The organism is Terriglobia bacterium, assembly GCA_020072645.1.
In the GTDB taxonomy this organism is placed as follows: Bacteria; Acidobacteriota; Terriglobia; order Terriglobales; family Acidobacteriaceae; genus Angelobacter.
On record JAIQGK010000007.1, the window covers coordinates 229,457 to 254,289 of the forward strand.

Annotated in this window: 17 protein-coding genes; 8 read left to right on the forward strand and 9 right to left on the reverse strand. The window is 54.2% G+C overall.

Annotated elements, in window-relative coordinates:
• Positions 1-3 precede the first annotated feature (3 nt).
• The gene (locus LAO76_12345; GenBank protein ID MBZ5491711.1) at positions 4-3,585 is read left to right on the forward strand and encodes a hypothetical protein; all 3,582 of its coding nucleotides are present in this window, start codon (positions 4-6) and stop codon (positions 3,583-3,585) included.
• A 549-nt stretch (positions 3,586-4,134) separates the two neighbouring features.
• Here the strand turns inward: LAO76_12345 and LAO76_12350 are convergent.
• On the reverse strand, positions 4,135-5,214 hold the full coding sequence (locus LAO76_12350) for a hypothetical protein (protein ID MBZ5491712.1): 1,080 nt from the start codon (positions 5,212-5,214) through the stop codon (positions 4,135-4,137).
• A gap of 362 nt (positions 5,215-5,576) precedes the next feature.
• Here LAO76_12350 and LAO76_12355 point away from each other — a divergent pair, with 362 nt between their 5' ends.
• The 3 genes from LAO76_12355 to LAO76_12365 all read left to right on the forward strand — a co-directional run bounded on the left by LAO76_12355 (position 5,577) and on the right by LAO76_12365 (position 12,229).
• Positions 5,577-5,945 (forward strand): hypothetical protein, encoded by a 369-nt coding sequence (locus LAO76_12355; protein ID MBZ5491713.1) that lies wholly within the window; start codon positions 5,577-5,579, stop codon positions 5,943-5,945.
• 534 nt (positions 5,946-6,479) lie between these two features.
• The gene (locus LAO76_12360; GenBank protein MBZ5491714.1) at positions 6,480-9,338 is read left to right on the forward strand and encodes a fibronectin type III domain-containing protein; all 2,859 of its coding nucleotides are present in this window, start codon (positions 6,480-6,482) and stop codon (positions 9,336-9,338) included.
• A 233-nt stretch (positions 9,339-9,571) separates the two neighbouring features.
• Positions 9,572-12,229 carry a fibronectin type III domain-containing protein gene (locus tag LAO76_12365; GenBank protein ID MBZ5491715.1) on the forward strand — a complete coding sequence of 886 codons (2,658 nt, stop codon included), beginning with the start codon at positions 9,572-9,574 and terminating at the stop codon, positions 12,227-12,229.
• A 72-nt stretch (positions 12,230-12,301) separates the two neighbouring features.
• Here LAO76_12365 and LAO76_12370 read toward each other — a convergent pair whose 3' ends face one another.
• The 3 genes from LAO76_12370 to LAO76_12380 all read right to left on the reverse strand — a co-directional run bounded on the left by LAO76_12370 (position 12,302) and on the right by LAO76_12380 (position 16,162).
• Positions 12,302-13,378: a peptidyl-prolyl cis-trans isomerase gene (locus LAO76_12370; GenBank protein MBZ5491716.1), complete on the reverse strand. Its 1,077-nt coding sequence runs from the start codon at positions 13,376-13,378 to the stop codon at positions 12,302-12,304.
• 649 nt (positions 13,379-14,027) lie between these two features.
• Positions 14,028-15,056 (reverse strand): hypothetical protein, encoded by a 1,029-nt coding sequence (locus tag LAO76_12375; GenBank protein ID MBZ5491717.1) that lies wholly within the window; start codon positions 15,054-15,056, stop codon positions 14,028-14,030.
• Between the two features lie 128 nt (positions 15,057-15,184).
• Positions 15,185-16,162 carry a hypothetical protein gene (locus LAO76_12380; GenBank protein ID MBZ5491718.1) on the reverse strand — a complete coding sequence of 326 codons (978 nt, stop codon included), beginning with the start codon at positions 16,160-16,162 and terminating at the stop codon, positions 15,185-15,187.
• 63 nt (positions 16,163-16,225) lie between these two features.
• Here LAO76_12380 and LAO76_12385 point away from each other — a divergent pair, with 63 nt between their 5' ends.
• Both LAO76_12385 and LAO76_12390 read left to right on the forward strand, forming a co-directional pair.
• The gene (locus tag LAO76_12385) at positions 16,226-16,405 is read left to right on the forward strand and encodes a DUF3606 domain-containing protein (GenBank protein ID MBZ5491719.1); all 180 of its coding nucleotides are present in this window, start codon (positions 16,226-16,228) and stop codon (positions 16,403-16,405) included.
• A gap of 355 nt (positions 16,406-16,760) precedes the next feature.
• The gene (locus LAO76_12390) at positions 16,761-17,087 is read left to right on the forward strand and encodes a hypothetical protein (protein ID MBZ5491720.1); all 327 of its coding nucleotides are present in this window, start codon (positions 16,761-16,763) and stop codon (positions 17,085-17,087) included.
• Here the strand turns inward: LAO76_12390 and LAO76_12395 are convergent.
• The 3 genes from LAO76_12395 to LAO76_12405 all read right to left on the reverse strand — a co-directional run bounded on the left by LAO76_12395 (position 17,084) and on the right by LAO76_12405 (position 18,259).
• Positions 17,084-17,320: a hypothetical protein gene (locus LAO76_12395; GenBank protein ID MBZ5491721.1), complete on the reverse strand. Its 237-nt coding sequence runs from the start codon at positions 17,318-17,320 to the stop codon at positions 17,084-17,086. The two genes, LAO76_12390 and LAO76_12395, sit on opposite strands and share 4 nt — an antisense overlap.
• Before the next feature lie 236 nt (positions 17,321-17,556).
• Complete coding sequence (locus tag LAO76_12400; GenBank protein MBZ5491722.1) at positions 17,557-17,751, reverse strand: hypothetical protein; 195 nt, start codon at positions 17,749-17,751, stop codon at positions 17,557-17,559.
• Between the two features lie 154 nt (positions 17,752-17,905).
• Positions 17,906-18,259, reverse strand: a complete 354-nt coding sequence (locus LAO76_12405; GenBank protein MBZ5491723.1) for a hypothetical protein — start codon at positions 18,257-18,259, stop codon at positions 17,906-17,908.
• Positions 18,260-18,533: 274 nt separating this feature from the next.
• Between LAO76_12405 and LAO76_12410 the strand changes: the two genes are divergently transcribed.
• The gene (locus LAO76_12410) at positions 18,534-19,253 is read left to right on the forward strand and encodes a DNA recombination/repair protein RecA (protein ID MBZ5491724.1); all 720 of its coding nucleotides are present in this window, start codon (positions 18,534-18,536) and stop codon (positions 19,251-19,253) included.
• A gap of 244 nt (positions 19,254-19,497) precedes the next feature.
• On the opposite strand, the gene LAO76_12415 is transcribed toward LAO76_12410, so the two are convergent.
• Positions 19,498-20,316, reverse strand: coding sequence for a hypothetical protein (locus LAO76_12415; GenBank protein ID MBZ5491725.1), 819 nt, complete (start codon positions 20,314-20,316; stop codon positions 19,498-19,500).
• Between the two features lie 736 nt (positions 20,317-21,052).
• Here LAO76_12415 and LAO76_12420 point away from each other — a divergent pair.
• Positions 21,053-22,006 carry a hypothetical protein gene (locus LAO76_12420; protein MBZ5491726.1) on the forward strand — a complete coding sequence of 318 codons (954 nt, stop codon included), beginning with the start codon at positions 21,053-21,055 and terminating at the stop codon, positions 22,004-22,006.
• A 295-nt stretch (positions 22,007-22,301) separates the two neighbouring features.
• On the opposite strand, the gene LAO76_12425 is transcribed toward LAO76_12420, so the two are convergent.
• Positions 22,302-24,767, reverse strand: a complete 2,466-nt coding sequence (locus tag LAO76_12425; GenBank protein MBZ5491727.1) for a hypothetical protein — start codon at positions 24,765-24,767, stop codon at positions 22,302-22,304.
• Between the last annotated feature and the right edge of the window lie 66 nt (positions 24,768-24,833).

A 24,833-nucleotide genomic window follows, 5' to 3' on the forward strand; every position in this document is an offset into this window, starting at 1 on the left:
TCAATGTTTCTACGCATAGCGCTGTTCGAAATCCGCTTCTGGCTCCGGTCCTGGATGGTCTGGATTTTCCTGTTCCTCATCGCGTTGTTGATCTTCGGCGCGGTCAGCACTGACCAGATACAGGTAGGCAACTCTTTATCCAACACGTACCACAACGCGCCTTATGTCATCCAGAATTTTTATTCGTTCATTGGGCTGCTCACGCTGCTGATGTCCACGGCATTTGTAACTGCGGCCGCCATTCGTGATTTCAGCCACAATACCTATCAGATTATTTTTACCACGCCCCTCAAACGTTTTGATTTTCTGATAGGCCGTTTTATTGGCGCCACTCTTATCTCGGTGATACCCATGCTGGGTGTCTCTATTGGCATACTTCTGGCCAAGTACATGCCCTGGGCCGATGCTGATCGATGGGGACGGGTGAACTGGGCCGCGCACCTGAACGGCATTGTCATTTTTGCTTTGCCCAACGCATTTTTCATGGCGGCAGTTCTTTTTGCCATCGCCGTGCTGGCCCGCAATGAGATCGTTTCGTTTGTTGCGGCTTTGATACTGCTTACTGGGTATGGTGTCGCCGGCTATCTTCTGCAGGACATTCAACATGAGCAGATCGCCGCACTTCTCGATCCTTTTGGCACGCGCGCTTTTGATCTGGTCACACGTTACTGGACGGTCGCGGACAAAAACAGTCTCTCGATTGGGCTTCAGGGGCTGTTGTTCTGGAATCGCCTGCTTTGGGTCGGCGTTGGCTGCCTGACTTTTGCCGCAGCCTATTTTCGTTTCAGCTTTGCTGAAAGAAGCACCAAGCCCCGTCCCATTGAAGCCGATACTGAAGAAGCTATCCAACCGGTCGCGATTGCTCTGCCCCGCCCGCAATTACACGATGCGCCGTGGGCCAAATTTGTAGGCTCATTCAAGATCCACTTCCTGGGTATGGCAAGAAGCACATTCTTTGTTGTGATTGCTGTTGCATCACTCTTGAATTGCATTCCCAGCCTTGCCTTGAGCGCTACTGAAGGCTATGGCAACCAGACGCTTCCGGTCACGTATTGGATTCTCGACCTCATACGGGGCACGCTGTATCTGTTTGTGATCATCGTGATTACCTACTATGCCGGCGTGCTTGTCTGGAAAGACCGTGATGAACGCATGGACGAAATTGCTGATTCCACGCCCGCTCCCGACTGGATTTCCTATGCCTCGCGCCTGCTCACGTTAATTTTGATGATTATGCTGATGCAGAGCGCGGCATTGCTGGGCGGCGTAATGGTACAGGCCTGGCATGGTTACCATCGCTACCAGATTGGCCTCTATTTATATGAGCTTCTGGTTCGCGATGCATCTGGTTTTCTATTTCTGAGCGTGCTGGCTTTCCTGATCCATGTATTTTCGCCCAACAAGTACCTTGGCTATTTTTTCTATATCGCTTTTATTGCAGCCAACGCGTTTATATGGCGGCCTTTGAATGTAGCCACCAGGCTGGTGCAGTTCGGCGCCAGGTCAGCCGAAACTTATTCAGACATGTTTGGGGAAGCGCCGTATCGCACCGCATGGAATTGGTACACGCTTTACTGGCTCATCTTCTGCGGGGTGCTGGCGATCCTTACCGTAATGTTCTGGCCGCGCGGCAAACAGGACCGCTGGCGGGGCCGGCGTCGTAATGCTGCGTTACGGTTCCACGGTGGCTGGATTTCGGCAACACTTCTGTGCCTGGTGGCCTTTGCCTGTACGGGCGTCTGGATCTGGTATAACACCACGGTTATCAATCGCGTTGTTGGCCCCAAGACCCTGCAGCGCCGCCAGGCCGAATACGAAAAGAGTTACAAGCAGTTTGAGAAGCAACTGCAGCCGCGTGTCCGCAGCGTGAAGTACGCCATTGACGTCTATCCAGAGTCACGCAACATAACGATGCGTGCGGAGCAGGTAATTCAAAACCCATATCCGCAACCGCTTACCGAAATTCACTTCACCACTGGTCCCAACTATGTGACCGACATTGATATACCGGGAGCGTCCCTCAGCAAAGACGATGAGAAGCTCTACTATCGGATTTACAAATTCGATTCACCTCTGCAGCCCGGTGAAAGCCGCACCATGCACTTCACGGTCAAGAGCAAAAATCGCGGCTTTGAAAATGAGTTGAGCACGGTGGAACTGGTGCAGAACGGGACCTTCTTCAATAACACGATTGGCCCGGTCATTGGTTATAACTCACAACGCCAGCTCTCTGATCCAAATGATCGAAAAAAGTTTGGATTAAAAGACATCGATCTGATGCCGGTGCTTGAGCGCAACTGCACGACTGATTGCATGGAGACATACCTGGGCGGCCATTCCGATTGGGTGGATGTGCAGACGGTCATTAGCACTTCACCCGACCAGTTGGCAATTGCCCCGGGTTCGCTCCTGCGGGAATGGCAGGAGAATGGCCGCCGCTATTTTGAATACAAGCTCGATCACCAGTCGATGAACTTTTATTCCTTCATGTCTGCCCGCTATGAGGTGGCGCGGGAGGAATGGAATGGAATCAAGCTTGAGGTGTATTACGACCGGCAACATCCGTGGAACGTCCCGCGAATGATGAATTCGCTCAAGAAATCGCTGGATTATTACACAAAAAACTTCGGTCCTTATTACCATAAGGAAGCCCGCATTATTGAGTTTCCTCGCGTTGCCCGTTTTGCCCAGGCTTTCCCCGGCACCATGCCGTATTCAGAGGCCATCGGTTTTATCGCCAACATCAACAAGCCCGACGATATCGATTTTGTCTTTTATGTGGTCGCGCATGAAATGGGCCATCAGTGGTGGGCGCACCAGGTGATTGGCGCGGATATGGAAGGAGCTACGCTGCTTTCTGAAACCCTGGCGCAGTATTCCGCGCTGATGGTGATGGAAAAAGAATATGGCCGCGACACGATGCGCAAATTCCTTAAGTATGAGATGGACAATTATCTGCGCTCCCGGGGCGCGGAACGGTTAAAGGAGCGCCCTTTGCTGACGGTGGAGGCGAACCAGGGATACATTCACTATCGCAAAGGAAGCGTGGTGTTGTATTACCTCAAGGAGATGATTGGCGAAGAAGCGGTCAACCGGGCGTTGCGCAAAGTGATCCAGCAGTATGCGTATGCGCAGCCGCCTTATCCCACGTCACATGCGCTGGTGGATGCATTACAAGAGCAAACGCCACCGCAGTTGCAATATTTGATCAAGGACCTGTTTGAAGACATCACTATTTTTTCCAACCGTACGCTTGACGCTACAGCCCATTCACGCGCCGACGGTAAGTATGACGTGACGATAAAAGTGGAAGCACGCAAATACAAAGCTGACGCAAAGGGAAATGAGACCGAAGTCCCGATCAACGACTACATCGACATTGGCGCATTCGCCAAGCCTGCCAAGGGCAAAAAGTATGGTGACACGCTTTATCGCGAACGAGAGCACATCACGCAAACTGCCGCGACTTTTACATTTGTGACGAACTCGCTGCCGGAAAAAGCCGGAATAGACCCGTTCGCCTTGCTGATAGACCGTGTGCCGGATGACAACACAAAGACTGTGAGCCTGGTAGGCGGCAAATGACAGCGGTAGTGGGTTCGAAGCGACCAGCTAGTCAGGACACGGATCGGTGTTTTCGGCCTGGCTGCCACCGGCTTTCGGCAGCCCTGGCGCGCAGAAATTCCCGATCTTTTGCGAATCGTTATCGGCCTTTTTTAATTTGGTATAAATTTCATCGCACGGCCATTAACTACTTCGCTGCGATGGCCGTAAAAAGTCCGGCTTGGGCGGCGAACAGACAGATTCAAACCATCTGCTAATGTAAACCTGAGCATGGGCCTCTCCGCAATAGTGCCTCGCGCCCGCTGCATTGGCCGCCTCGGAATCCCATTTGATGACAGTCAGGGTCGAGTTTCCGCATTGAATCACAAACCAGTGCTTGGGATCGGTCGTTTCCCTCCCGCAGATTTCACAACGGAATTCTCTTATTGAGGTCATAGCTTGTTATTGTAAGCTGCCGGCCGGATTTATTTGCGCGCAAGATGAACAGATCCGTGGCTGGCTTTTCGGCAAGTCAGACAAACGCGCTTCTGAACCAGTGGGCGGATGGCTAGAAGAAGGGTTGGTCAAAATTTACCCAAGCGGAAGCAGGTTCTTCGATACAAGCCAATCGAAAATGGCCTTACCCACCGGATACGCCACAGCACTTAGTACCGGAATAATGTAAGCGGTGAGGAACTTGCGCAGTGTACCTGCATCAAAAGGCCAGACCGGGAGTTCGTCAATAATAGCGCCGATCCTTCGAAGGCGGTCAATGAGCTCTTCGTCCTCTTTTGCAATTATTCCTGCTGGCAGTTTTTGGCGGAGCCTCTCCAATTCAATACGAAGTCGTTGTGCAACTTCTCCCATGAGCAGATTTTTTGTTTGCAACATGCCGGCACGGAACGGCAGTAGCGGGCCGATGAAGACCAGCGGGCCAAACAGCAAGTAAGCCGCTACTGCCGCGGCAATCAACGAGGCGAGATAGCCCGGCACGTTAAAATAATGGAAAGAGACAATAATCAGCAGCACAACATTGATCCCAAAAAAGGTAAGAACGTACTGATTGCGCATGCCAATCCGTCCGACTGACCGCAGCCCTCCACACCGGTCCGGGTGAAAAGGCAGGAGATGGAGCTCCGCTTTGGATACCACGTCTTTGAGGAAAAAGAAAAAACCGAGGCAGCGAATGATAAAGAGCGGCACAAACGCGTAGCAGAAAGCACAGCACACCAGGAACACGTATCCAACCGAGACCAGTTTGCCATCCGGCCCAGCCCAGAAACCCACGGGGGCTTGCACATACACCTTGTAATTCCACCAGGCAATTGTGATTCCGGTAAGAATGCCGATTACCTGAGCCGCTACATTGATAGCGCGAAATCTCCGCTCCCAGCGAGTTCTAAGGCCCTGAGCGGCATCTCGTGACATGATCAACACTTTTTCCAGTTGCACCTGCCGGAGCGCCGAGGTAAGCACTTCCTGGTCCGTCACTATGATCCCGATCAAGACCGGAAATGAAACCAGGAACATGAAGGCCACATTCACATCGTAAAGAAAGGGCAGATGCAGTGACATTGACGGCTTCGCCAAAGGAAGACCGCTGGCCACCGCAGCCAGATACATCGGAACGTAGGTTAGCAATATGATCGTCAGGTAAACTCTAATTCCCACGGGCGATTGCCCATCTTGCCCCCCTGCGAAGTATCTGGCGAGGCGATGTGGAATGGATCCTGAAGTGGTCTCCAGGCTAAACGGGGCGCTCCCTGCTTTTGCGTAGTTGGGTTCCAGAACAGCGGATTTTGCAGCGATGCCGGATTTAGATGCCATTTGAAGCCGACTTTCTAAGAGTTGTGCTAATGGCACCTTTCAGAAGGGACGATTAGCCAGGGGAGTGGGGTACACCATTGACATTTAGCAGGTCGTTGAGGAGATGTCCGTGATCTTCGTCACTCATTCTTGACCCGTTCGACCGCTCAAATTCATTAGAAATTCTAATCTTGCATTAAGGATCTTCTAATGCCAATTGAGCAGACTTGTACATCGCCAAAATGCTGTTTGGCGACTTGTGTAACAACACTATGAAACCGCTGTTCATCAGATATCTTCGTGGCGCCGTACTTGGCATGATGCTGCTGCTTTCAGGCATGGCCGGTATGGTGTGTTTTTCCTACGATGCGGACGGCGACGACAGCACGCCTCCGGTGACGGTTGAGTTCAACGGTGTTGTTCCCAGCAAAAAAGGTATCCAGGTTTCCAGTCCGCGTTCGAGCACTGTTGCCCAGCACGTTGGCAACGTTCAGCCTGCTTCCACCGAACTTCTGGCATCTGTAAATTACCTTTCCATTCCGGCCACGGATATGGACAAGGGATCTCCGCAACTTGTTGTTCCGCTCAGGCGCTAATTCTCGTTCCAATTTCTCTTTTCGTCGTAGCTAATTCCGAAGAACGCTTGTTCCCTGCTCTATAACGGGAAAGCCAACAGAACCAGGACCCAGACAAGTACCAACTGGACCTGAATGTTCTGAATCGGAAGCAAACGCAGAACCTGCTGCTACGACAAAACATAAGCACAACAGCACTTGGATCGCGCATTTTGGGAATTGCAGCACTTGTCCCTGAATGATCCATGACTTGATGCCCGCCGTTTCCAGGAGAGCTCTGCATGCGACGCAGACCTGCCCCGGACACGGGTGAGCTTGTAAACCAGTGTCACTTTCAGTGAAGAACAATTTGAGGTCAGCGATTTTTTCGCCGGGGACCTCAAGAGGAGGACTCAGAGAATAGAAGCGAATTTTTTTCTCCTAAATTAAAACTTCACAAAGTCCTATTGTTGGGCAGCCGGGCCATTAGGCCCGGCCTTTTTTCCTCTGCTCTTAGCCACAACTTCCGGGGGCCAAGAGATGCAACAAAGAACAAATAAAAACAGGAAGGTACAAATGACATCCCCCTCGACTAAAGACGCACAGCGCTCAGGTGCGCAGTATTCTCTTCAGATCATGTGGCTCTGCCTCATGATTGCTCTTGTCGCCGCGACTTCAGCGAGCGCTCAAACACCAGTGAATCCCACCACGAACACGATCTTGTTCTCCGGCCAGGCCGCTCAGGATCCGCAAGATCACAACACCAATCCTGTGGCAGGCATCATCCTGCAAGGCACCGCCACGAGCCAGTTCACAGGACAGCCCGTGCGCCATTTGTGGGTGGCGGACAGCTTTGACAGTATCTGCCGCATGGACCCGGAAATTGACGCTCCCGGTCCCTGGCACATGAGCGATAGTACTTGCGAGTTTTTCATTATCAGCGGCGGCGCCGCGATCCCGTTTGGCGGACAGTTTGCCTATGACCCGGCAAAACACTTCCTATATTTTGTAGACGACGTTGCTGCCGGCCAGGGCGTTATTCGTATTGGCTTCAATCCAAGTGGAGATAGTGGTCATGGGGCGATTGATTTGACCACCGCACTAACTTTAGGCAGTAGCGCAGGGGCCAACCACTTTCTGGGTGGTACTGGCTGCATATTGCCTACGACCGGCACTCAGCCGAGCGGTGCGGCGCTAAGCCCTCTGGGTGATCTCTACGTTGGCTTTTTGGATAGCGGCGACATTCTGCGTTTCAACAGTCCCGGCACAGCGTCAGAAACCGGGTTCAGCACATGCGCTCAATTCGTACAAAAAGTGGCAACAACGCCGGACGGCGCCACCAGCAACGGTCTGGCATGGATCGGTCACGACCTTTGGGGCGGCGATGGAACTTCTCCATTTGTCATTCCCAATGCCGATACAACCTGCCTGGTTCCTCCCAGCGTTGATTGCACAACGGCAAATGGAACGGTTATACCCACACTGGCCGCGGTGGGGGCAACGGGCCCCCTGGTTGGAGATCAGTTCTTTCCCCAGACCAATGGCAACAATCTTTACTTTGGGGTGGGAGCACAGATTGCCTGGGTTGGTAATGTGGCGGGAGGCCCGGCCGGTCAGACTCTTACAGTAACTTATATCACTGATCCGGCGCCCGTTCCTCCGCTCGCAGGCGTCGTTGGCCTGGCAGTGGATGGGACAGATCCGGCGAACCTGGTGGTCTACTCGGCTGAAGATCCAGGGCCAGTTGTGGTACCGCCATTGTTGGGCCAGGCGCGCTGGTGGCAGACAACGCAAACCTCCGCTGGCCCCGCGGCTCCAGGAACACCTCTGGATGTCATCGCCGTGGCTGGCAATGCGCAAGCCACAGTGAGCTGGAGTCCGGCGCAAATCGCGCAGCCGGTGACCAGTTACACCGTGCGGAACAGCTTCATCTCGGTCGGCGCGCCTTTGGCGGATATCGTCGTCAATCCCGCGCCTGGCTCCATCTATCCGCCGACTTCGCTTGTAATCCCCGGACTGACGAACGGTGTTTCTTACGCCTTTGAAGTTTCGGCGACGAACGGCAACGGTACCAGCGCGTTCTCCGCGCAAAGCAATACGATCACACCTCCGGGTATCGGCGTGCCAAGCGCTCCCACGGGCGCAACTGCTGTTGCGGGAGATACCGAAGCGTTCGTTACCTGGACCGTTTCCGCCAGCAATGGCGGCTCGCCCATCACCAGCTACACGGTCAACGTATTGGATAACGGAGTTGGCACTGCAATCTTTGTCACGGTTCCGCCGCCGGCTTTCGGATCGAACACTGACAGCGCGCTGGTTGGCGGCCTGACCAACGGCCATACTTACACGTTCACGGTGCAAGCGACGAACATCGCGGGATTCAGCGCTGCGTCGAATCTGTCGAATGCGGTCATTCCTTCGGCGGCAAATCTGCCCACGGTATCCATCGCAATGTCAGGGCCGACTTCAGTAACCTCCACGCCGACGCAACTGACTTACAACATCACGGTGACAAACACATCGCCGTTCCCAGCTTCAAACATCACAGTGGTGGATACGGTGAACACAGTTCCGGCCAGCATAGCCAGCGCTTCACGCGATGCCAACGGAGTTGTAACGATCACCCTGACAGCGCCTCGAGCATTCGCCTTTGGCCAAACAGTAACCGTTGCCGGCGTTGCTGATCCATCCTTCAACGGCACGTTCCCGATTGCCACTGTTCCGTCCAACACCAGCTTTACTTATTCGCAGGCTGGCTTGGTGGCGAATAGCGTGTCAGGCACGGCTACTATTCAGCCGCTGGTAAATATTGTTGCGGGCAGCGGACCTGTAGCGTGTACCGGCGGAGGCGCTGGTGTATTCACCGTGGCCTGCTCCGTGGGCTCGCTGGCTCCGGGCGGCGTCGCACGGATCAACGTGCTCGTGCAAATGCAAAACCAGACCATCACCAACTCCGCCACGGTAAGCGGAACTGACACAGCAGGCACTGCCTTGGTAAGCAGCAGCGCCAGCGTCACAACCGCTGAGCCTCCGCCTCCGCCTTCAACCACCGGGGTTACAACCGATCTTGCTATCACCGGCAAGGCGGCGCACGGTAGCGGCAAGGTGAATTCAACCAACGCCTACACCTGGACGATCAGCAACAAAGGTGTGGACGCGCCCAATACAACGTTCAGGCAGGTCATACCCAGTGGCCTGCGCTTCACTTCAGCAACTACCACTCTGGGAGCTTGCACCACACCGCCAGTCAACTCGCTGGGCGGGACGGTGACTTGCACCGCTCCCACTCTGGCAAATGCCGGCACAATTACCGTTACGGTGAACGTGGTCATCAATGCCGTGGGAACTTTCAACAGCACCGGTTCGGTTTCATTTGATGGCATTGAAGCCAAGCCGGGCAACGAGTCCTTCACGGTAAAAATTGTGGGACAGTAGAACCGCTGCGCGGGCTTGCCTGGATCACTCGCCGGGCAAGCCTGCAACAGCAACTTACAGATGTTGCTTTAATCCTCCATACCTAGGGAACCAGCCACGGAGGATCTCAATCCTGAATTTTCGTGGTGTTCTGGCAATCTTCCGGCTGTCCCAAACAGTGTTGTCAGAGTGACGGGTGCTGCTTACATGAAGATCTCGAAGCCCTGAGCTTACGAGACAGAAAGGTACGTCACTTGAACTCCTTGTCCAACTCCCCTGACAAGTCAGGCACTCGGAGTGTAAGAAACTCTTCCACTCACGTTTTGTACTGCCTGGTTGCTTTCCTTGCTATCGCCAGTGCGGCGGCTAGCGCGCAAAACATTCTTAACGCCAACACCAATACGATCCAGTTGGCCGGGGCCCCTGATGTCACGAGCCCGATCACAGCGGCCAAAGGCGGAATCGTGCTGTCTGGCACTGCAATCAACTCCAGTACAAGCCAGCCCGTTCGGCATTTGTGGGTAGCAGACGGAACGGCAGGCGTTTGCCGCGTTGATCCTGATCTGGATTCACCCGGGCCGTTTGCGATCAACAACAGCAGTTGCCCTCTTAGCTCGACCAAAGTTACGGGCGGCAGCATGGCATTCGAGCCGGTAAATAACTTTCTGTACTTTGTGGATAACCGCTCCGCGACGCGAGGCGTTTTCCGTATTCAATACCTTCCCCAGGGTGACAGCGGCAACGGATCATTCGATTTCAGCAGCACGTTCTCACTGGGTGGCAACAGCACTACGGATGTATTTCCCGGCGGACAGACGGGCTGCGCTTTGCCCGGAAACCCGAGTTTACCCAACTCAGCGGTGCTTGATCCTAGGGGCAACCTCTGGGTCGGGTTTGGCAGAAGCGGCGTAATCATTCGCTTCAATAATCCGGCGCTCGCCACTGCAACAGCGTTTGGCACATGCCAGGACTTCATTCAGGTAGTGTCATCAACGCCTGACAAGAAGCGTAGCAATGGCCTGGCCTGGATCGGCCACGATCTGTGGAGCGTTGACAGCAAATCGCCATTTTTCATCCGCAACGCAGATACGGCTTGTCTTGTTTCTCCCAATGCAGCGTGTACGGACAAGAGCGCGACGAGCACTCTAACCGGCATTGGCGGAGCGAATGCTATGGTCGGCGATCAGGCCTATCCCGCCACCAACGGCAACAATCTTTATTTTGCGCTTGCAGCGAACAATGTGGCATGGGTGGGCAACGTGACGGGCGCTGCCGCAGGGCAGAGCCTCGATCTAACCTATATCGACTCAGCGCAAATTCCGGTTGCAGCGCCGCTCAGTGGCATTGGCGCTTTAGTCATAGACAGTACTGATCCGGCCAACCTGGTCCTATACAGTGGAGACGATCCCAGTGGTTTGGGCACGGCTGGAGCAGGCCGCCTATTCCAGACCAGCCAGACCACGGCAGCGCCTGACGTTCCCGGCGCTCCACTGAATGTGGTCGCTTCTGAAATCGGTACGAACGCCATCGTCAGCTGGAGTCCTGCACAAGTTGCACAGCCGGTGACCGGCTACAGAGTGATTAACAACTTCGCATCCAACGGCCTGCCGCTCGCGGATGTGGCAATCGCTCCAGCAAGTGGTGGGCTGTATCCTCCTACATCAGTCACCATCCCTGGACTGACCGCCGGAGTCGTTTACCAGTTCCAGGTCCTGGCCAGCAACGCGCAAGGAAGCAGTCCGCTTTCAGTTCCCAGCAACAGCGTACCGCTGGGGATTAGTCTTCCGGGTGTGCCTAGCGCTGTAGTGGCCACCGCAGGCGACGCGCAAGCTGCCGTGAGTTGGACGCTTCCACAAAGCGTAAATGGCATTACCAGTTACACCGTAACGGCCCGCATCAACGGAGTTGCCACAGCAATCAGCGCGACGGTTCCACCGCCTGCTCCGGGATCGAGCACTGGTAGCGCCGTAGTTTCCGGCCTGTCGAATGGGACCGCCTACACATTCACTGTCCATGCAACCAACGCAGCGGGGAATGGTTTTGAGTCGGCGCCTTCTCTTTCCGTAACGCCGCTCATCACGAATGTACCGAACACGACAATCGTGGTGAACGGCCCCGCTGGCGTAGCTGCCACACCGACGCAGGTAACTTACGGAATCGTGGTTACAAACGCGTCACTGTTTCCAATCCAGAATATTGTAGTGAACAACATTCTCAGCAGCGTTGATGGAGCATTCATCCTCTCGGTCCAACCGGATGCGGGAGCTTGCACCGCTGTGGGAGCAGGCGTTACGCAAACTATCTGCAACGTGGCCAGCATGGCCCCGGGACAGGTGCTTAACATCAGCGTAATTGCGCAAATGAACGGCGCAACCATCACTGATACTGCCGTTGTCACCGGGTTCGATGCGAACGGTGTCTCTTTGACGTTCAGCAAGGCATTCCGGACTACTCAGCCTTCGCTCCCGCCTCCTCCACCTCCCGACATAAAGATTCCAGTCTCGGTTTCCGGCAGCGCTACACCTTCCACGGTCAAACCGGGAGGCACAGGGATCCTTACATGGACTGTCGGCAATAACTCATCCACAGCGGCCAATAATGTTGTTTTTACGATCACCATTGACAGCGTTCTGACCATCAATTCGGTGACCGTTACTCCATCCGATGGTGCGAACCCGGCTTCGTGCGGAGCACCAGCGCCAGGACTCGGCGGCAACATTATTCTCTGCACGATTGCGAGTCTGGGCGGTCCACCAGTCAATGGCGTGGCCGCAGTGCAAAAGATGATTGTCACCGTCGGCATCACTGCACCGAATCCGGCAAACCTGCAATTGCTGCCAAGCGGTACGGTCAAGTTTGACGGCATCGACAGCTCGAACCCAACGGCTACTATTGTTCTTCGAGTCCACTAACTCAATTGGTGTTTTGCCGGGGTGCTCCTGCACTCCGGCAACCACCGTTGCTTAACGATCGAAATCCAGTTCCTACTTTGGCGGCGCAGTCTTCGTGCCTCCTGGCGGTATCGCGCGCGGCGGAATCCTCTGCGGCGGCGCTGCGTGGCGAAGGCTGAAGTACTGCTCATTCAGGTCAGACGTCACGCCGCTGGTGGCGGCTTTCAGGGCGTCATCAATATTCTTCTGTGAAACTTCGCGGACAATCAATGCCTTTGCCTGTTCCATGGGCATCGTGTTCCGGCTGCGCACCTTATATATGTTGTATCCAGAAGGCTCAATCTCCACTTTCGTCACTTCGCCCGCCTTCAGCGCGTTAATGTCCTGCTCCACATTCGCCGGGAACGTAGGTTTCGGACTGGTGCTGAGCTCCGTTTGCGGCGGCTGGGCCTTCAGGCCCAAAGTTTTATATACCTCCACCTGCAGCGACGTAACGTCTTCACCGTGCGCTGCGCGTTCGCGGATATCATCGGCAAGCTTCCTCGCTTTTGCTTCAAACTCGGGCTTGCGGTCCTGCGGCCGCGTGGGATCCACTTTAGGAACGTGGATCCGGTCGATCTTCATCTGCTCAAACCTGCCCGCGTTCTGCTTGTAATAGGCTGCAATCTCGTCGTCTGAAGGGTTCGCGTATTTTTCCTGAATATAGCGGCGATAGGATTCCGCAAGTACGCGGGCGCGCGTGATCCTCATCAGGTCCTGGAAGCGCGGGTCTTTGTCCACGCCAACGGTTTCGCCGGCCTTGGCCAGCGCCAATATGTTGGCGTAGTTTGTGGCAAAGCCGCGCAGCGCCGGAGGCGGGTAGTTTGTATTGGCAACGTTCAGCGATGAGACCAGCGCTTCAAACTGCGCGCGCGTCAGCACCAGAGTGCATGCGTCTGGTTTGTCCGTGGGCTCCTTCTGTCCCGCCGGACAGACGCCATGCACCGTGAGCACAGGCGCATCCGGGGCAACGGGCGCTTGCGGCTGCACAGGCTGCGGCCTGTTTGCGACCGCCGGCGGCTGGGGGCTTTGCGCGGACTGCGGCGCTGGCTGCTGTGGCTGCTGAGCTTGGGCCTGCGCCAATATGGGCGCGATTGCTAACACACACACGAACGGCAGATGACGGATCATTTTGGACAAATCAACCTCGGTTGAAAATGGATTACGACTGGCAAAATTTGGTGATTGATGGCCCATAATAGCACACGTTTTCTTGGGTTTAGCCGTATCTCAAGGCCCGGGACTGGTGGTTGTGTTCAGCATTGCGCTCGTCGGTTGTTTCACCATTCGGACGCGAACTTGACGTGGAGTTCACAGGCCCCCTTTGTGATCCTTCGTGTCCTTTGTGGTTAACGCTCTTACGGCCTTCTGCCTGCGTCCTGCAGCCATAGACCCCACCCCCCCATAGCCCTTTGTTGTAAACAAAAGCCAAAGTGCAATTCGACCGAGCGGTGACCGACCGGTCGAAGCCTTTTTTTCGAGTTTTTCAGCGGTCGAATCCGGCCCAATTTCAGCCTTCTTTTTCCATTTTTACTGTTCGGTCGGCAGAGGGTCGCAACCGCCCAAAGCCGCGCGGCGCAACAATCGCGCCCCCTCAAACTGTCATCGTGAGCGAACGGCGAAGCCGGGAGTCGAACGATCTGAATCAGGCGAAGCCTGTCCGGTTCTAGCTAGGAGCCAGCAGCTAGTAGTTAGCAGCTTATGTTGTCAAAGATCATGGCCCAGGACACACTTCAACCTGGGGCCGAATGCTATACTCTACCATTTGTTCGCCCATGTGTCAACAAAAAAAGAGCCGATTATTGAGTGTGTCGGCGTCTTCCAAACGCTTTCGAAAAGGGCGAACGACGGTGGGAAGAATCACCTTTTGAATATCCGCCTCGTTAGTGAAATGGGCGCCGTGGGCGTGACGTTCCTTTTGGTCCATGCTGTTTTGAAACAACGAACCAAACACCGCTGGCTGTACTTTGCCCCAGTCCTCATCTGCCGCTTGCATCAGCAAGAGGATTTCGCCCGAAGTTAATTCCATCGGATCAATTTCCTTGAAGAGACCTCCATTGAAATACGGAACGTCCTTGTACCGGCCTCCTTGCGCGGAACGTTCGCTGTTCATCTGTTTAAAGAGGTTCCCAATCAAATCGTACGACTTAGCTGCACTGTCACACTCTTCAAGAAGCTCTAGGAATATTCCATGTGGGAGTAGCCCAACGTCTTCCGACACCATGGCTACAAGGCATTGCAGAATAAAGCGCTGCGACTTCAGTCGATCCTTGGTGCGCCTCATAATCGAATTAAACACAACTGCCAGCTTGTCGGCAGCGGACCGAGTGACCGCGACGCGGTTGTTACCGAACCGTGGCTTCTTTTCCACCGGCAGGAGAAAGCTCAGCGCATCGCATCGCTTAGGAAGGTCGAGGAGCCGCACTCGATCCATCGGTTCCTCCATCTGCTCATCAAATTCATAAATCCAGAACTCATCGAAATTGCACAAGACCACATACTTGGGTCTGCGAGGAACTGAATGAAGCCAATACTCGAACGCTTGCTGATAGTGATCTCTTAGATTCTCCTTCTTGCTTTTCATTTCGAGGATCAATCTAGGCTTCCATACGAGATCGATGAACTTGGTGCGCTGCCCTCGCCGGTACTGACGGTCTTCAAGTGTTGCGCCTGCTTCTTTGTAGCCGTCGTGTCCGAACGCTTTGAAAAGGCGATCACAGAACACTTGTGCCTCGCCCTTCTCATCGCCTTTTAGCTTCTGGGCGTACTCGACGAATTGCTGAAGGCGCTCAGCTTGAGCAGTTAGCATAGTGGTTGATTAGAACATTTCCGTGTATCCCTCGACAATGAAGGCCCAGAAACTGGCGGCCTGGAAGCAGCCATGCGGGCTGAGGCGGCAGAATTGCGAGCAGAGTTTGCAGGGCGAACTGGTGTGATCTACTTCTCCCCTGACCGTGACAGAAGCCGCCTGAAGCTGGCATGGCGCAGCCGCCCATGTGGCGTGCGTTCAACAAATTCAATTTCTGCCGGCTGCTCTGGTTTCAACCATTGCGTCTGCGCCATCACTTCTTCAGTCACTGCATGTTGGTGTTTTGATTTATTCTCAGGCAGGTTCACGAATGGAACATCCTTCGTCTTGAGGTCTTGCAAAGCTTTGAAGATTTCTTGTCTGTTCCATTGGTTAAGTCCGGCCGTGAGACGTTTGACGTGGTACAGCTTGCCGTCTTCCCTGTATTCGCCAATCAGAAGTTCCCCGACGCCTCGAGGTCCCGGAATGTACCCGCCGATGAAAAACTTGTCTTCCTGATTGAAGCGCTGTTTCAGCCACAGGTCGGATTCGATGCCTGGCTGGTAATGGCTGCCTGCGCGTTTCGCCACCAGGCCCTCAATCTTGGTTTGGCGTACCACCGTGATCGCGGTTTCCAGATTTACGTCGCTCTCGAACACGATGATCGGCTGGATCGGTGTGATGAATCCCTGGGCGATTTCGGCCAGATATCGTTTCCGTTCTTCAATAGGCTTGTCCAGCAGGTCCCGGCCTTTGTAATGCAGGCAGTCGAAGGCAATGAAGTAAATGGGCAACTTGGTTGATTTGCGATTTTGCAGGGCGTTGAAGTTTGGGCGGCCCGTTGGTTCAACCGCTACTATTTCGCCGTCTAGCGTCACCTTGTCGGACAGCATCTTGGTTATCGCGCCATGGATTTCCGGAAACTCTGTGTTGTAAATCTTGGCGTCCATGCTGTACAGGTTGGCTTTCCCGCCTGTCTTGGTGGCGATGACCCGATAGCCGTCCAGCTTGGGCTCCAGCAGCCACTTGGCGCGATCGTCCGGGAGCTGGGGGACCATGGTCGGCTTCATCGGCTCGACGAAACGCGCCACGTTTTTGAGCGGCTTGTCTCGGACCCCTTTCTGCATATTGAATTCGATGCTGCGTTCCTTTGTGTTGCAGCATCCAACACCGTGGAGGGGGACCAATATATGCCTGATGACAAAACGAATCGCGGCCCGCAGGACAGATCGCGCGTCAGTTTAACGGAGGATTACGAGGTGCGGTACTGGACGAAAAAGTTTGGCGTTACAAAAGCCAAGTTGCAGGAATTCGTGCGGAAGTATGGTCACTCCGTGAAAAAGATCGAGGAAGGCCTGAAGAAGAAATAAACGCTATAGGAACGGCGCCGCGGTGCGTTAACCAAAGACCTGAAGGGGCCATCGTCCCGCCTTCACTCCTGCAAAAAAATAGGCCAGAATCTTTCCGGAGACTGGCCTGTCAATTTAGAAGTGTGACGGATTTAGGAGGTGACGAATTAGGATGTGTCGGATGAACCTGCCTTTCATAGCAGTAGATTCGAAATGGCGCTAAAAAATATAGTGCGGCAAGGTGAATATCTTAATTTGTTTATAGGCTCTCTGGCTGCTCGGCAATGATGTCATTACCGCAAGGAGAGACCCTGGAATAATGTGCGCCGCGCGCGAGCGGCCGGCATCGTATTTAAGTGGGAGGAGGAGTCTTAAAATGGCTGCCCGGGGACCGCGGCTGTTCCTTGCAAAATCCGCTCCGGAAAAGACGGTGAAACCTCCCAGGTTTCATACCGATGAAATAGTTCGCCAGAGCGGAAGTTACAAAGTCCGGCACAAGAAGCATCGGCTCCCGCATGAAGTTACTCTTCTAAGAGATCAGTATTTTCCCCGTTGCGCCCAATGCGGTACCGCGGTCGTCTTTGAACTGACGCAGGCCGCGCTGGATGAGGCCGAAGCCGGAACTTCCCGAATCCGGCTGTATGAACTTCCGGTAATCGAAGACGATACGCCGATGGAAGATGACACGCCGAAAGCCGGCTAAGCTTTTTCCTGCTGCGGATGGGCCAGATTTTCTAAATAAGTAGTGACGGCTGAGTACGCGTCCTCAAACGTGTATTCCTGGCCCCATTGAATAATAGCGGCCGAACCCACCCGCTGCACGATCCAATGATAAATAGTGCCGTTTGGGCGAGCGTCCAGCAGAATGTCGGCAATATAGTCGCCAACGGAGAGTCTCGTGTTGGGTGGCTCTGGGGCCTGTTTGGCGGCGACCAATTGGCGCATCCTTTACGAACCCGGAAAACTGGTTCAATGGAAACTTGGGGGAAGAAAACACCTACCCACATTAAGATACATTAAGAATTGGAATGGTTGCCCAGCAGGGTATCTGAATATGTACTAATGTTTAGCTTTGGGAACTAGTGCTTGCTTTCTTCGCACGATTCTTGCGGCGGCAGCGGCAGATCGGCGAGGATCCGCCTATCCCCGCCACTGATGACAAAGGAAGTCCCTTACCACCCGGCGCCGGATGGAGCTGAAGACGAGTCACCGAAATCCGCTTTGAGGCGCTTATCCAGCTGCGCGTATAGGAACTCGGCTTCAAAAAAAGCGCAGACTCCGTCCTCAAAGTTCACGAGGATTCCCTTCTCCATTTCATTCACGCTTACAATCTTTATCTTCATCTTCACGTTGGTATCGTCTCTCATTTTTCTGCCCATGTCAGTCCGACGCCAAACCAATGAAATCCACGCCTGGCATCATCCTTGATGCCCCATTGCATGGGCGCAAACTATCAGCCGTTCCTCTCAGGGTAAATTATCGCGCAGCGATGCAGTTACGGCGATGAAAATTACGTAAATGCTACTTTGCCGATCGCGTTTTATGATGCGTGATTTCCTTCACGTAGCTGAGGAATGATTGAGGGTCTCCAGAATCGTGGTTGTATTCGGCGGTTTTAAGAGGCGCGTCATTGGGGCGGCGCAGCGCCAGAATGGGCGTATCGCACATTGCTCGTAATTGCGTGATAATCGCAGCTTTGTCTGCCGGAGGGATGGAGTGCCCCATGATCACCAGATCAAACTCCCCTTCTTTGCAAGCTTCAACGGCGGCGGAGAAGCCAACCGCCGATTCGACTTCAAATCCTTCGCGGCAGAGCATCAGCTCTCTGGTGTGCAATAACGCCTTGTCGTATGAGATGGACAGTATGCGCGGCATAAGAAGGTGGGCTGATCCTGATATCAGCAGATCCGCCCGTACTGCCTGGGACTTTTGCTCGGTCCTTAAAGTTGAATTTAGAGACGTGCAATATAGCACAGGAATGAACGTCCGTCGCAAGATGATGGAGATAAAAGTAGATTGACGAAAAAGGCATTCCTGCCGTTTTCAAAGGCTTATCGAATAAAAAACAAAACAAGTTATTGACAAGGTGATTACCGGCGTTCTACAGTTCTTTTATGGAGCGAATAACTAGCGAATAATTTTACCAGCCATGCCCTCTATTGCTGAAATTCGTGCTCAAGTTGAACGCCAGATCCCCGGCGCCCTCAGTGTTTTTAAACGTTCAGCGCCAGAAGTCTTTCCGACTGGAATCGCGGCCCTCGATCGCGAACTGGGCGGCATTCCAAAAGGCGCTTTAACGCAGATATGCTCTCCGGCGGAAATTACCTCGGGCAGGACATCCATGCTGGTGTCGCTGCTGGCGCAAGTCACTGGCAAAGAACAGGTTTGCGCTGTTGTGGACGCAACGGATTGTTTCGATCCCGAATCTGCGGAAGCTAATGGAGTATGTCTCTCCCGTTTGCTCTGGGTGCGTTGCAGCGGCAGCAGGATGAAAGCTGTAGAACAGGCATTCAAGGCCGCCGACCTTCTGATTCAGAACGGCGGCTTTGGAATAATTGCAATTGATCTGGGAGATGTGGATGAAAAGCTGATCAGGAAAATCCCGCTCACTACATGGTTCCGCTTTGCCCGCGTTATGGAACCGCTGCCGACGGCATTGGTAATGTTGCTGCCCTGCCCCGCGGCGCAGAACTGTGCGGCACTTACCCTGAATGTGAGTGCATCAGCGCAATGGAGTGGACCCGGCACGCTGCCCCATAACCGCTTGCTCGCAAAAGTGGAATGCAAGGTTGAGGTTGTCCGCACACGCACCAGGAAAGCCGTTCAGGGCACAAGAAACAATTCCACCGAAATATCGCAAGGGACATGAATCACGCCGCGGCCTGAGTGCCGGCGTGGACGCTCTATTCCCTTCTCGCGCTAGCCGTTAATTCGCCCTGACACTTGTGTCTGGGATGGATACGTGATCGTAGTAAGTAAAAAAACCAGATATGGTGCGGCAAACTGTGTGAAATCCCACCCTTCGCAAAGGTGGCGAAGGATGAGGCACCCACAGTATTGTCAGTCGAAGAACAAACCGGAAATGTGTGAGCATCCGTCAAAAGACCTCCCCATCAAGGAACTTGGAAATGTGTTTTTTGTCGGCGCTCCCGCAAGAGCCATGATCGCACAGGCATATCGTCGCTCTCCAATGCGAAGACGCAACGGTCAAGAGCTTCAAAGATGACACCCATCGCGTACTTGAGTTGCAAGAAATCCACCCAAAACTCAGCGTACTTTAGCGTGGCAGCCTCATCGTCGGCATAGCGAAATGCTGTTCCCCGAGGGTCAATTTTGTCAAACTCAAGTATCCATTCTCTGATCGGTGAACCGACTTTCTGCTTGTGACGTTTTTCTATATGGTCAAGGCATTCTCGGAGTGAATGGGTGGGTTCTTCGAGTCGCCCAATTATTTTCAGATATAGTTCTAAGGCATGACGGTATGCAAATAATACGGGATAGCCCCAATCACGTGCCTCCTCACCCCTCTTCAGTGCTGAGTCGAGAAGTGCATCTGCGCTTCGTTTGTAATTTCGGGCAAGTTCCAAATATCCGTCAACAAGCCCCCCATTCAACAAAAGGCCGTGTACCCTTGTTTCATCAAGGTCCTCCGGCGGCTCCTGCAATATGGGAGTGTTCCGATAAAGAAAATGCCGATAATCACCATAGCGCCCATCCAATCCGCATTGGATTGCTTCCATGTCAGGATCTTCTTCCCAGTGCAAGGCCACGTGGATCAACGCCAATACGTCAATGTCCGTGAACACCCTAGTAAGGCCCTTGCCGGGATTTGTCCCTTTGCTAAGATATTCCCTAAAGAGCCATGCCCACCTCTTAACCTGCTGAACATCAGTTCCGAGAATCTGGGCGACTTGAGATACGTTTCGATTCATCTTTTTTATACATCCTATGCTGCCATCATTTTAATGATAAGCGAATTTATATCCCCTTAACGCGGCCAATTTCGCTGCGCTTACTCTCCCCTATAAAAGAGGGGCTGGGGGGGCGCTCTTTACCGAAATCGGATTGCAGCAATTCGAAAACGGCTGTAAACGCCAAGACCCCTCAATTTGCCTATTGACTTCTGTTCGCCTTTCGTTTAGTATGCGCTTAAGGTTCTCGCCGGGAGCGGCAGCGGCGAACCGTCATTAGCAGCTGAAAACAAGGCTGTTAGCGATTGAGGGTATCCCAGATGGAGGCGGGAAGCCCAAAAAGGCCAGCAACCACGCGATCATAGCCGGCCCACCGTTTGGGCCACAGATTGTGTCGAGACACGAAAGATCGGGTAATCGCCGGAATCGCGCGAAAGCGCCGGAATCGGGGAATCCCGCCCGAAGATAGTACATCTTAAATCCAAAAGTTTATTAAGTAGGATGCAGGGACATGTGTGTCTTGGGCTTCTAGCCGCTAGCTACCAACTCATGGCCAAACACAGGGCCAGGCTATTGGCTAAGACCAAAATCAAAAGCCACAGCCGCGAACCGACACGAGCTAAGTCTGACGCAGGCGAGCCAAGCCAAAGGCGGGCTCAATGGGGATCCGGGCATGCGCTTCCACAATCCATCACAGGCAGCAGTGCCTGTGCCACAAAGTTCAGGAAAAAACTTTCTTCTATACGGAGCGAGAGCGATGAACAGGACTGTAACCAGAAGCAAGCTTGATGAGATGACCAGACAAAAGATCTTGGCGGCAATTTTGGAATACGCCGAGAGGCTGGGAGAGGCGCCCAGCCTGAAACAACTGATGCGAGTGAGCAATTGCACGAAGCGTCAGGTAAGAAGACATTTTGGATCCTATGCGGTGGCCCTGCGCGAATGCAATCTGAAGAGGTACGGAGGCGGAGCGAAGGTGCCACTGGAAACTTTATTTCACGACTGGGCGATGGTGGTGCGGGCCTTGAAACGACTGCCCAGCGGCACCGAATACGAAAGGAACAGCCATTACAGCCAAAAGCCATTGGTGACGCGCTTTGGCACATGGAACCTGGTGCCACACGGATTGAAACAGTTTATTCAAGCCCAAGCCGCGAAAGAACCGGGCTGGCTGGAAGAGTGGAAAGATGTGCTGGAGCTGATTACGGCGAAAGACAAAGAGGAAGCGGGGAAAGATGGAATGCCTGAAGGGCTTGTCAGAGAAAACGGCGGGTGGTGGTGGAAGCCAGCGCAGGGCGGAACTGACGAACGAACAAGAATCTTCCGGGCGGCGATTGGGCAAGGTAAGCGCTGGCAACCTTTCCCTGACAGACCGTTTTATGGAGCGCTGATCCATCCTTATCCGCTGGCCCATGGGCCGATGAACGAGTTGGGCGTGCTCTTTCTGTTTGGCACGGTGGCCGCCGAACTGGGATTTGTAGTGACGTGGATACGAATGGAGTTTCCCGACTGCGAAGCGATGATCCTGGTCGGGGACGACAAATGGCAACGGATCAGGATTGAATTTGAATATGAGAGCCGCAACTTTCTAAAACACATGCATGATGCGAAGCAATGCGACCTAATTGTGTGCTGGAAACACAATTGGCCTGAGTGTCCGGTGAAGGTGTTGGAGTTGAGTAAGGTGTTACAAGAACGCTTCATCGGGTGAAAGCAGGAAGGCTTACCGCGGATTTGCGCGGGATCGGAGGAAAGAGATGATGCCTTTCATGCCGTGCGCGCCGGATTGTGGATCCTTGAGGCCAGCGGAGCCGATTCCTCTGTCCCTCACGGAAGTACCGCAGAAGGTGACAGAGATGTAGGTTCGGCTCTCGGAACGGCATGTCGTTGTTATCGCTGATCGGGCGGCGAATTCAGAGTCGTTCTTGGTTCAAAGAAAAAAGGTTCAAGAAAAAGGCCGACGCAGAAATCGCGCCGGCCCGGTTAGAGTTGAACAGCTACGTTTCTTAGAACACCAGATACACGTGTCCTTGTCCGGTTGAGCCAGTGCCCGGAGGCCCATTGCGGCGGAGAATGCCATGCTGCCGCGACTGGGTTGGGACCTGGACTGAAGGATCGTCGCCGATGGCCAGGACTGCAGAGGAATCATTGCCACTGAAGCCGAGCGCGGTGACGGGACCAAGGGGGCTGCTAAGGCTTCGAGTCGGATCGATTGAGCCTTCATTTACCCACAGAAGTTGCGTGGTGCAGACGAAGTCATATTGATCGACTCTTGGCTGTTCGCCCAGGCCCTGGGTTACGCCGGGATTGAAAACGCCATCCGCCGTTAATCCAAGCGTACCCATGTAAAAGGCCGGGGTAGTTGCCGGATCTGCCGGCACACTGGGTGAAAGCTTTACACCCAACGGAGGCAGACACCACGGTCTTCCACCGGTGGGGCCCATGGTGAAGCCGCCGGGATTCTCCACGATGATCTGCGGAGTCTGCAGGCGGGCGATAGCGCGCTTTACCGGAGTAGCTCCTCCGTTGTTCGCGCTGGGCGAAGCCTTATAGATGGCCGTGACAACGCCCTTCTTGATGAACTGGCCGTCAATGGGTGGCGGCCCTAGTTCAGACAAATAAAGGTCATTACCCTGGAACGCCATGCTGATTACGCCGATGCCGTTGAAAGCTCTTCCAACCGGAAGGGCCGCGCCGGGCGCGGTTGCCGGGTTGGTGATTTTTTCAACGAGTCCTTCGTCGGAATAGCCGATGTAAAGAGCTCCGTCATTGGAGGGACCAGTAGGCAGGGCCACAGTTTCAACTTTGGTGCCCTTGCGGCTACCAGCTCCGGCAAGGACTCCCGTGGGCGTAACTGTTCCACCGGTTGCGTCAGGCGTGAACTGCAACCTGTATATGTTCGACGAGAAGCCGGAGGCGTCCGGCACATAGACGTTCTGCTGGCCCAACGCGTTGGGTGCGGCAGCCGCTGTTTGTCCGGGATAGAAGGTAGCGTCCGGATGGAAGCAATGGCTGAGCGATGTTGCTCCGGTGACGGGATTCACATCGATGCGGCAGAAGCCGAACTGTTCGTCCGATACCCACCAGTTGGTCTGCAGGAAGAGCAGGCCGCGAGGATGAGTGATGCCGGATGCAAACAGAATTCCGCGTTTTGTCGGGACTGGATTTGGCGATGTTCCCGTGCCGCCAGTTCCAAGCGGGCTGTTGACGCACGGAGGAGGTGTGGGCACGCCCACGGGCTGGACGCACGATTCCACGGTCGGCAGCGTGCTAGCCGCAAGCAGCCACCCCACGCCTGCGCCATTGCGCGGAGGAGTGACCGGGGCGCGCGGGAACAGCGCGTTGACAAAAGGATCATTCACCACGGTCATGTCTTCAAAGAAGCTGCCGTCAGCCAGAAGGGTAGGTGTTGCGCTTTGAATAAAGTTGATGCCCAGAATGAGCGTGTATCCCTGCGGAATAGCGCTGCCGTTGACGGTGCCACTCTGGTTCCAGACCTGAAGCAGGCCCGGAGTAGTTGTGTCATACCGCACGACGCGGCTGCCATTGCCAAAATACAGATAGCGGCCGTTCGGGATGGTGGAAATGAATTGATCAGACTCGAGGCCTGTGTGGACGGACAAGAACTGGAACTGAAGAACGGCAGCGCACTTGGGGAAGGTGTAAAAGCACTGGTCAGCATTCTGGATGCGATTGAGGAAGCCGACGTCGACAAGCCAAAGATCGTGGCCGACCCAGGCCAGGTCCGTGGTGACGCCGCCGATTCCGGTGCTTACGCCAACGCGCTCAATCTTGTTGCCTGCCGGCGTGAAAGTCGGCGAAAGCGGATTGAGCACGCGCCAGATGTCGGTAGCGCCGGTGAAGCTGGCATAAAGTTTTCCGTCGGGACCAAGCTTGGCGCTTGCACCAATTGGAGCTTTACCGATGGAAACATTGTTAGTGAAGAGCGAGCCGGTGCCGAAGAAGACTGTTATATGCGCCGTATCTACAACTGTCTTTGCCGGATTGGCGGGATCAACGATGAAGTTGAGCCGGCTAATACCCAGCGTGCTACCGACGAAAACGTAGCCGTTGGAGCCGTTCACACCGTTGGTTTCCACCTGGTAATCGGACGGTTCAAAGATGCCGGGCGCATAGCACGTGCCTGCGTTGAGCACGCCGTGCGTGAATCCGGGATTGGCCGGATCGGGTACCTGGTCGATGCGGCAAAAGCCGCGCACGGTATCCGAGATCCAGTAATCATGAAGCGGCAGGCCGCCAATGACAGGGTTCGGCACCGTGGAACGAACCATGCCGCGGGGTTGATTGATGCCCTGGTTGGCGATCTGCGTGCTAGGTGTAGCGAATGCGCTGGCCGTGGATAACAAAGCTACCAGTGCGATGGCCTTGATGCGTGTCCCGAAGCGAGTTAGCAAGGAATTATTTTTCGATTGCAGAGCCTTGCTGGGGGCCCGCGTAGGTTTGGAGTTCATTTTCGGTTCCTCTCTTAAGTTGATTCTTCTGCTGATTCCTTGCCACCCTGCTGCTTGAAGTTCACA

Coding starts and splice junctions, on each gene's coding strand:
- LAO76_12410 (MBZ5491724.1), top strand. CDS start 18,534: ATGCCCTCTATTGCTGAAATTCGTGCTCAAGTTGAACGCCAGATCCCC.
- LAO76_12405 (MBZ5491723.1), bottom strand. CDS start 18,259: ATGCCGCGCATACTGTCCATCTCATACGACAAGGCGTTATTGCACACC.
- LAO76_12380 (MBZ5491718.1), bottom strand. CDS start 16,162: ATGCAGAAAGGGGTCCGAGACAAGCCGCTCAAAAACGTGGCGCGTTTC.
- LAO76_12360 (MBZ5491714.1), top strand. CDS start 6,480: ATGACATCCCCCTCGACTAAAGACGCACAGCGCTCAGGTGCGCAGTAT.
- LAO76_12425 (MBZ5491727.1), bottom strand. CDS start 24,767: ATGAACTCCAAACCTACGCGGGCCCCCAGCAAGGCTCTGCAATCGAAA.
- LAO76_12420 (MBZ5491726.1), top strand. CDS start 21,053: ATGAACAGGACTGTAACCAGAAGCAAGCTTGATGAGATGACCAGACAA.
- LAO76_12345 (MBZ5491711.1), top strand. CDS start 4: ATGTTTCTACGCATAGCGCTGTTCGAAATCCGCTTCTGGCTCCGGTCC.
- LAO76_12415 (MBZ5491725.1), bottom strand. CDS start 20,316: ATGAATCGAAACGTATCTCAAGTCGCCCAGATTCTCGGAACTGATGTT.
- LAO76_12390 (MBZ5491720.1), top strand. CDS start 16,761: ATGGCTGCCCGGGGACCGCGGCTGTTCCTTGCAAAATCCGCTCCGGAA.
- LAO76_12375 (MBZ5491717.1), bottom strand. CDS start 15,056: ATGCTAACTGCTCAAGCTGAGCGCCTTCAGCAATTCGTCGAGTACGCC.
- LAO76_12400 (MBZ5491722.1), bottom strand. CDS start 17,751: ATGAGAGACGATACCAACGTGAAGATGAAGATAAAGATTGTAAGCGTG.
- LAO76_12385 (MBZ5491719.1), top strand. CDS start 16,226: ATGCCTGATGACAAAACGAATCGCGGCCCGCAGGACAGATCGCGCGTC.
- LAO76_12370 (MBZ5491716.1), bottom strand. CDS start 13,378: ATGATCCGTCATCTGCCGTTCGTGTGTGTGTTAGCAATCGCGCCCATA.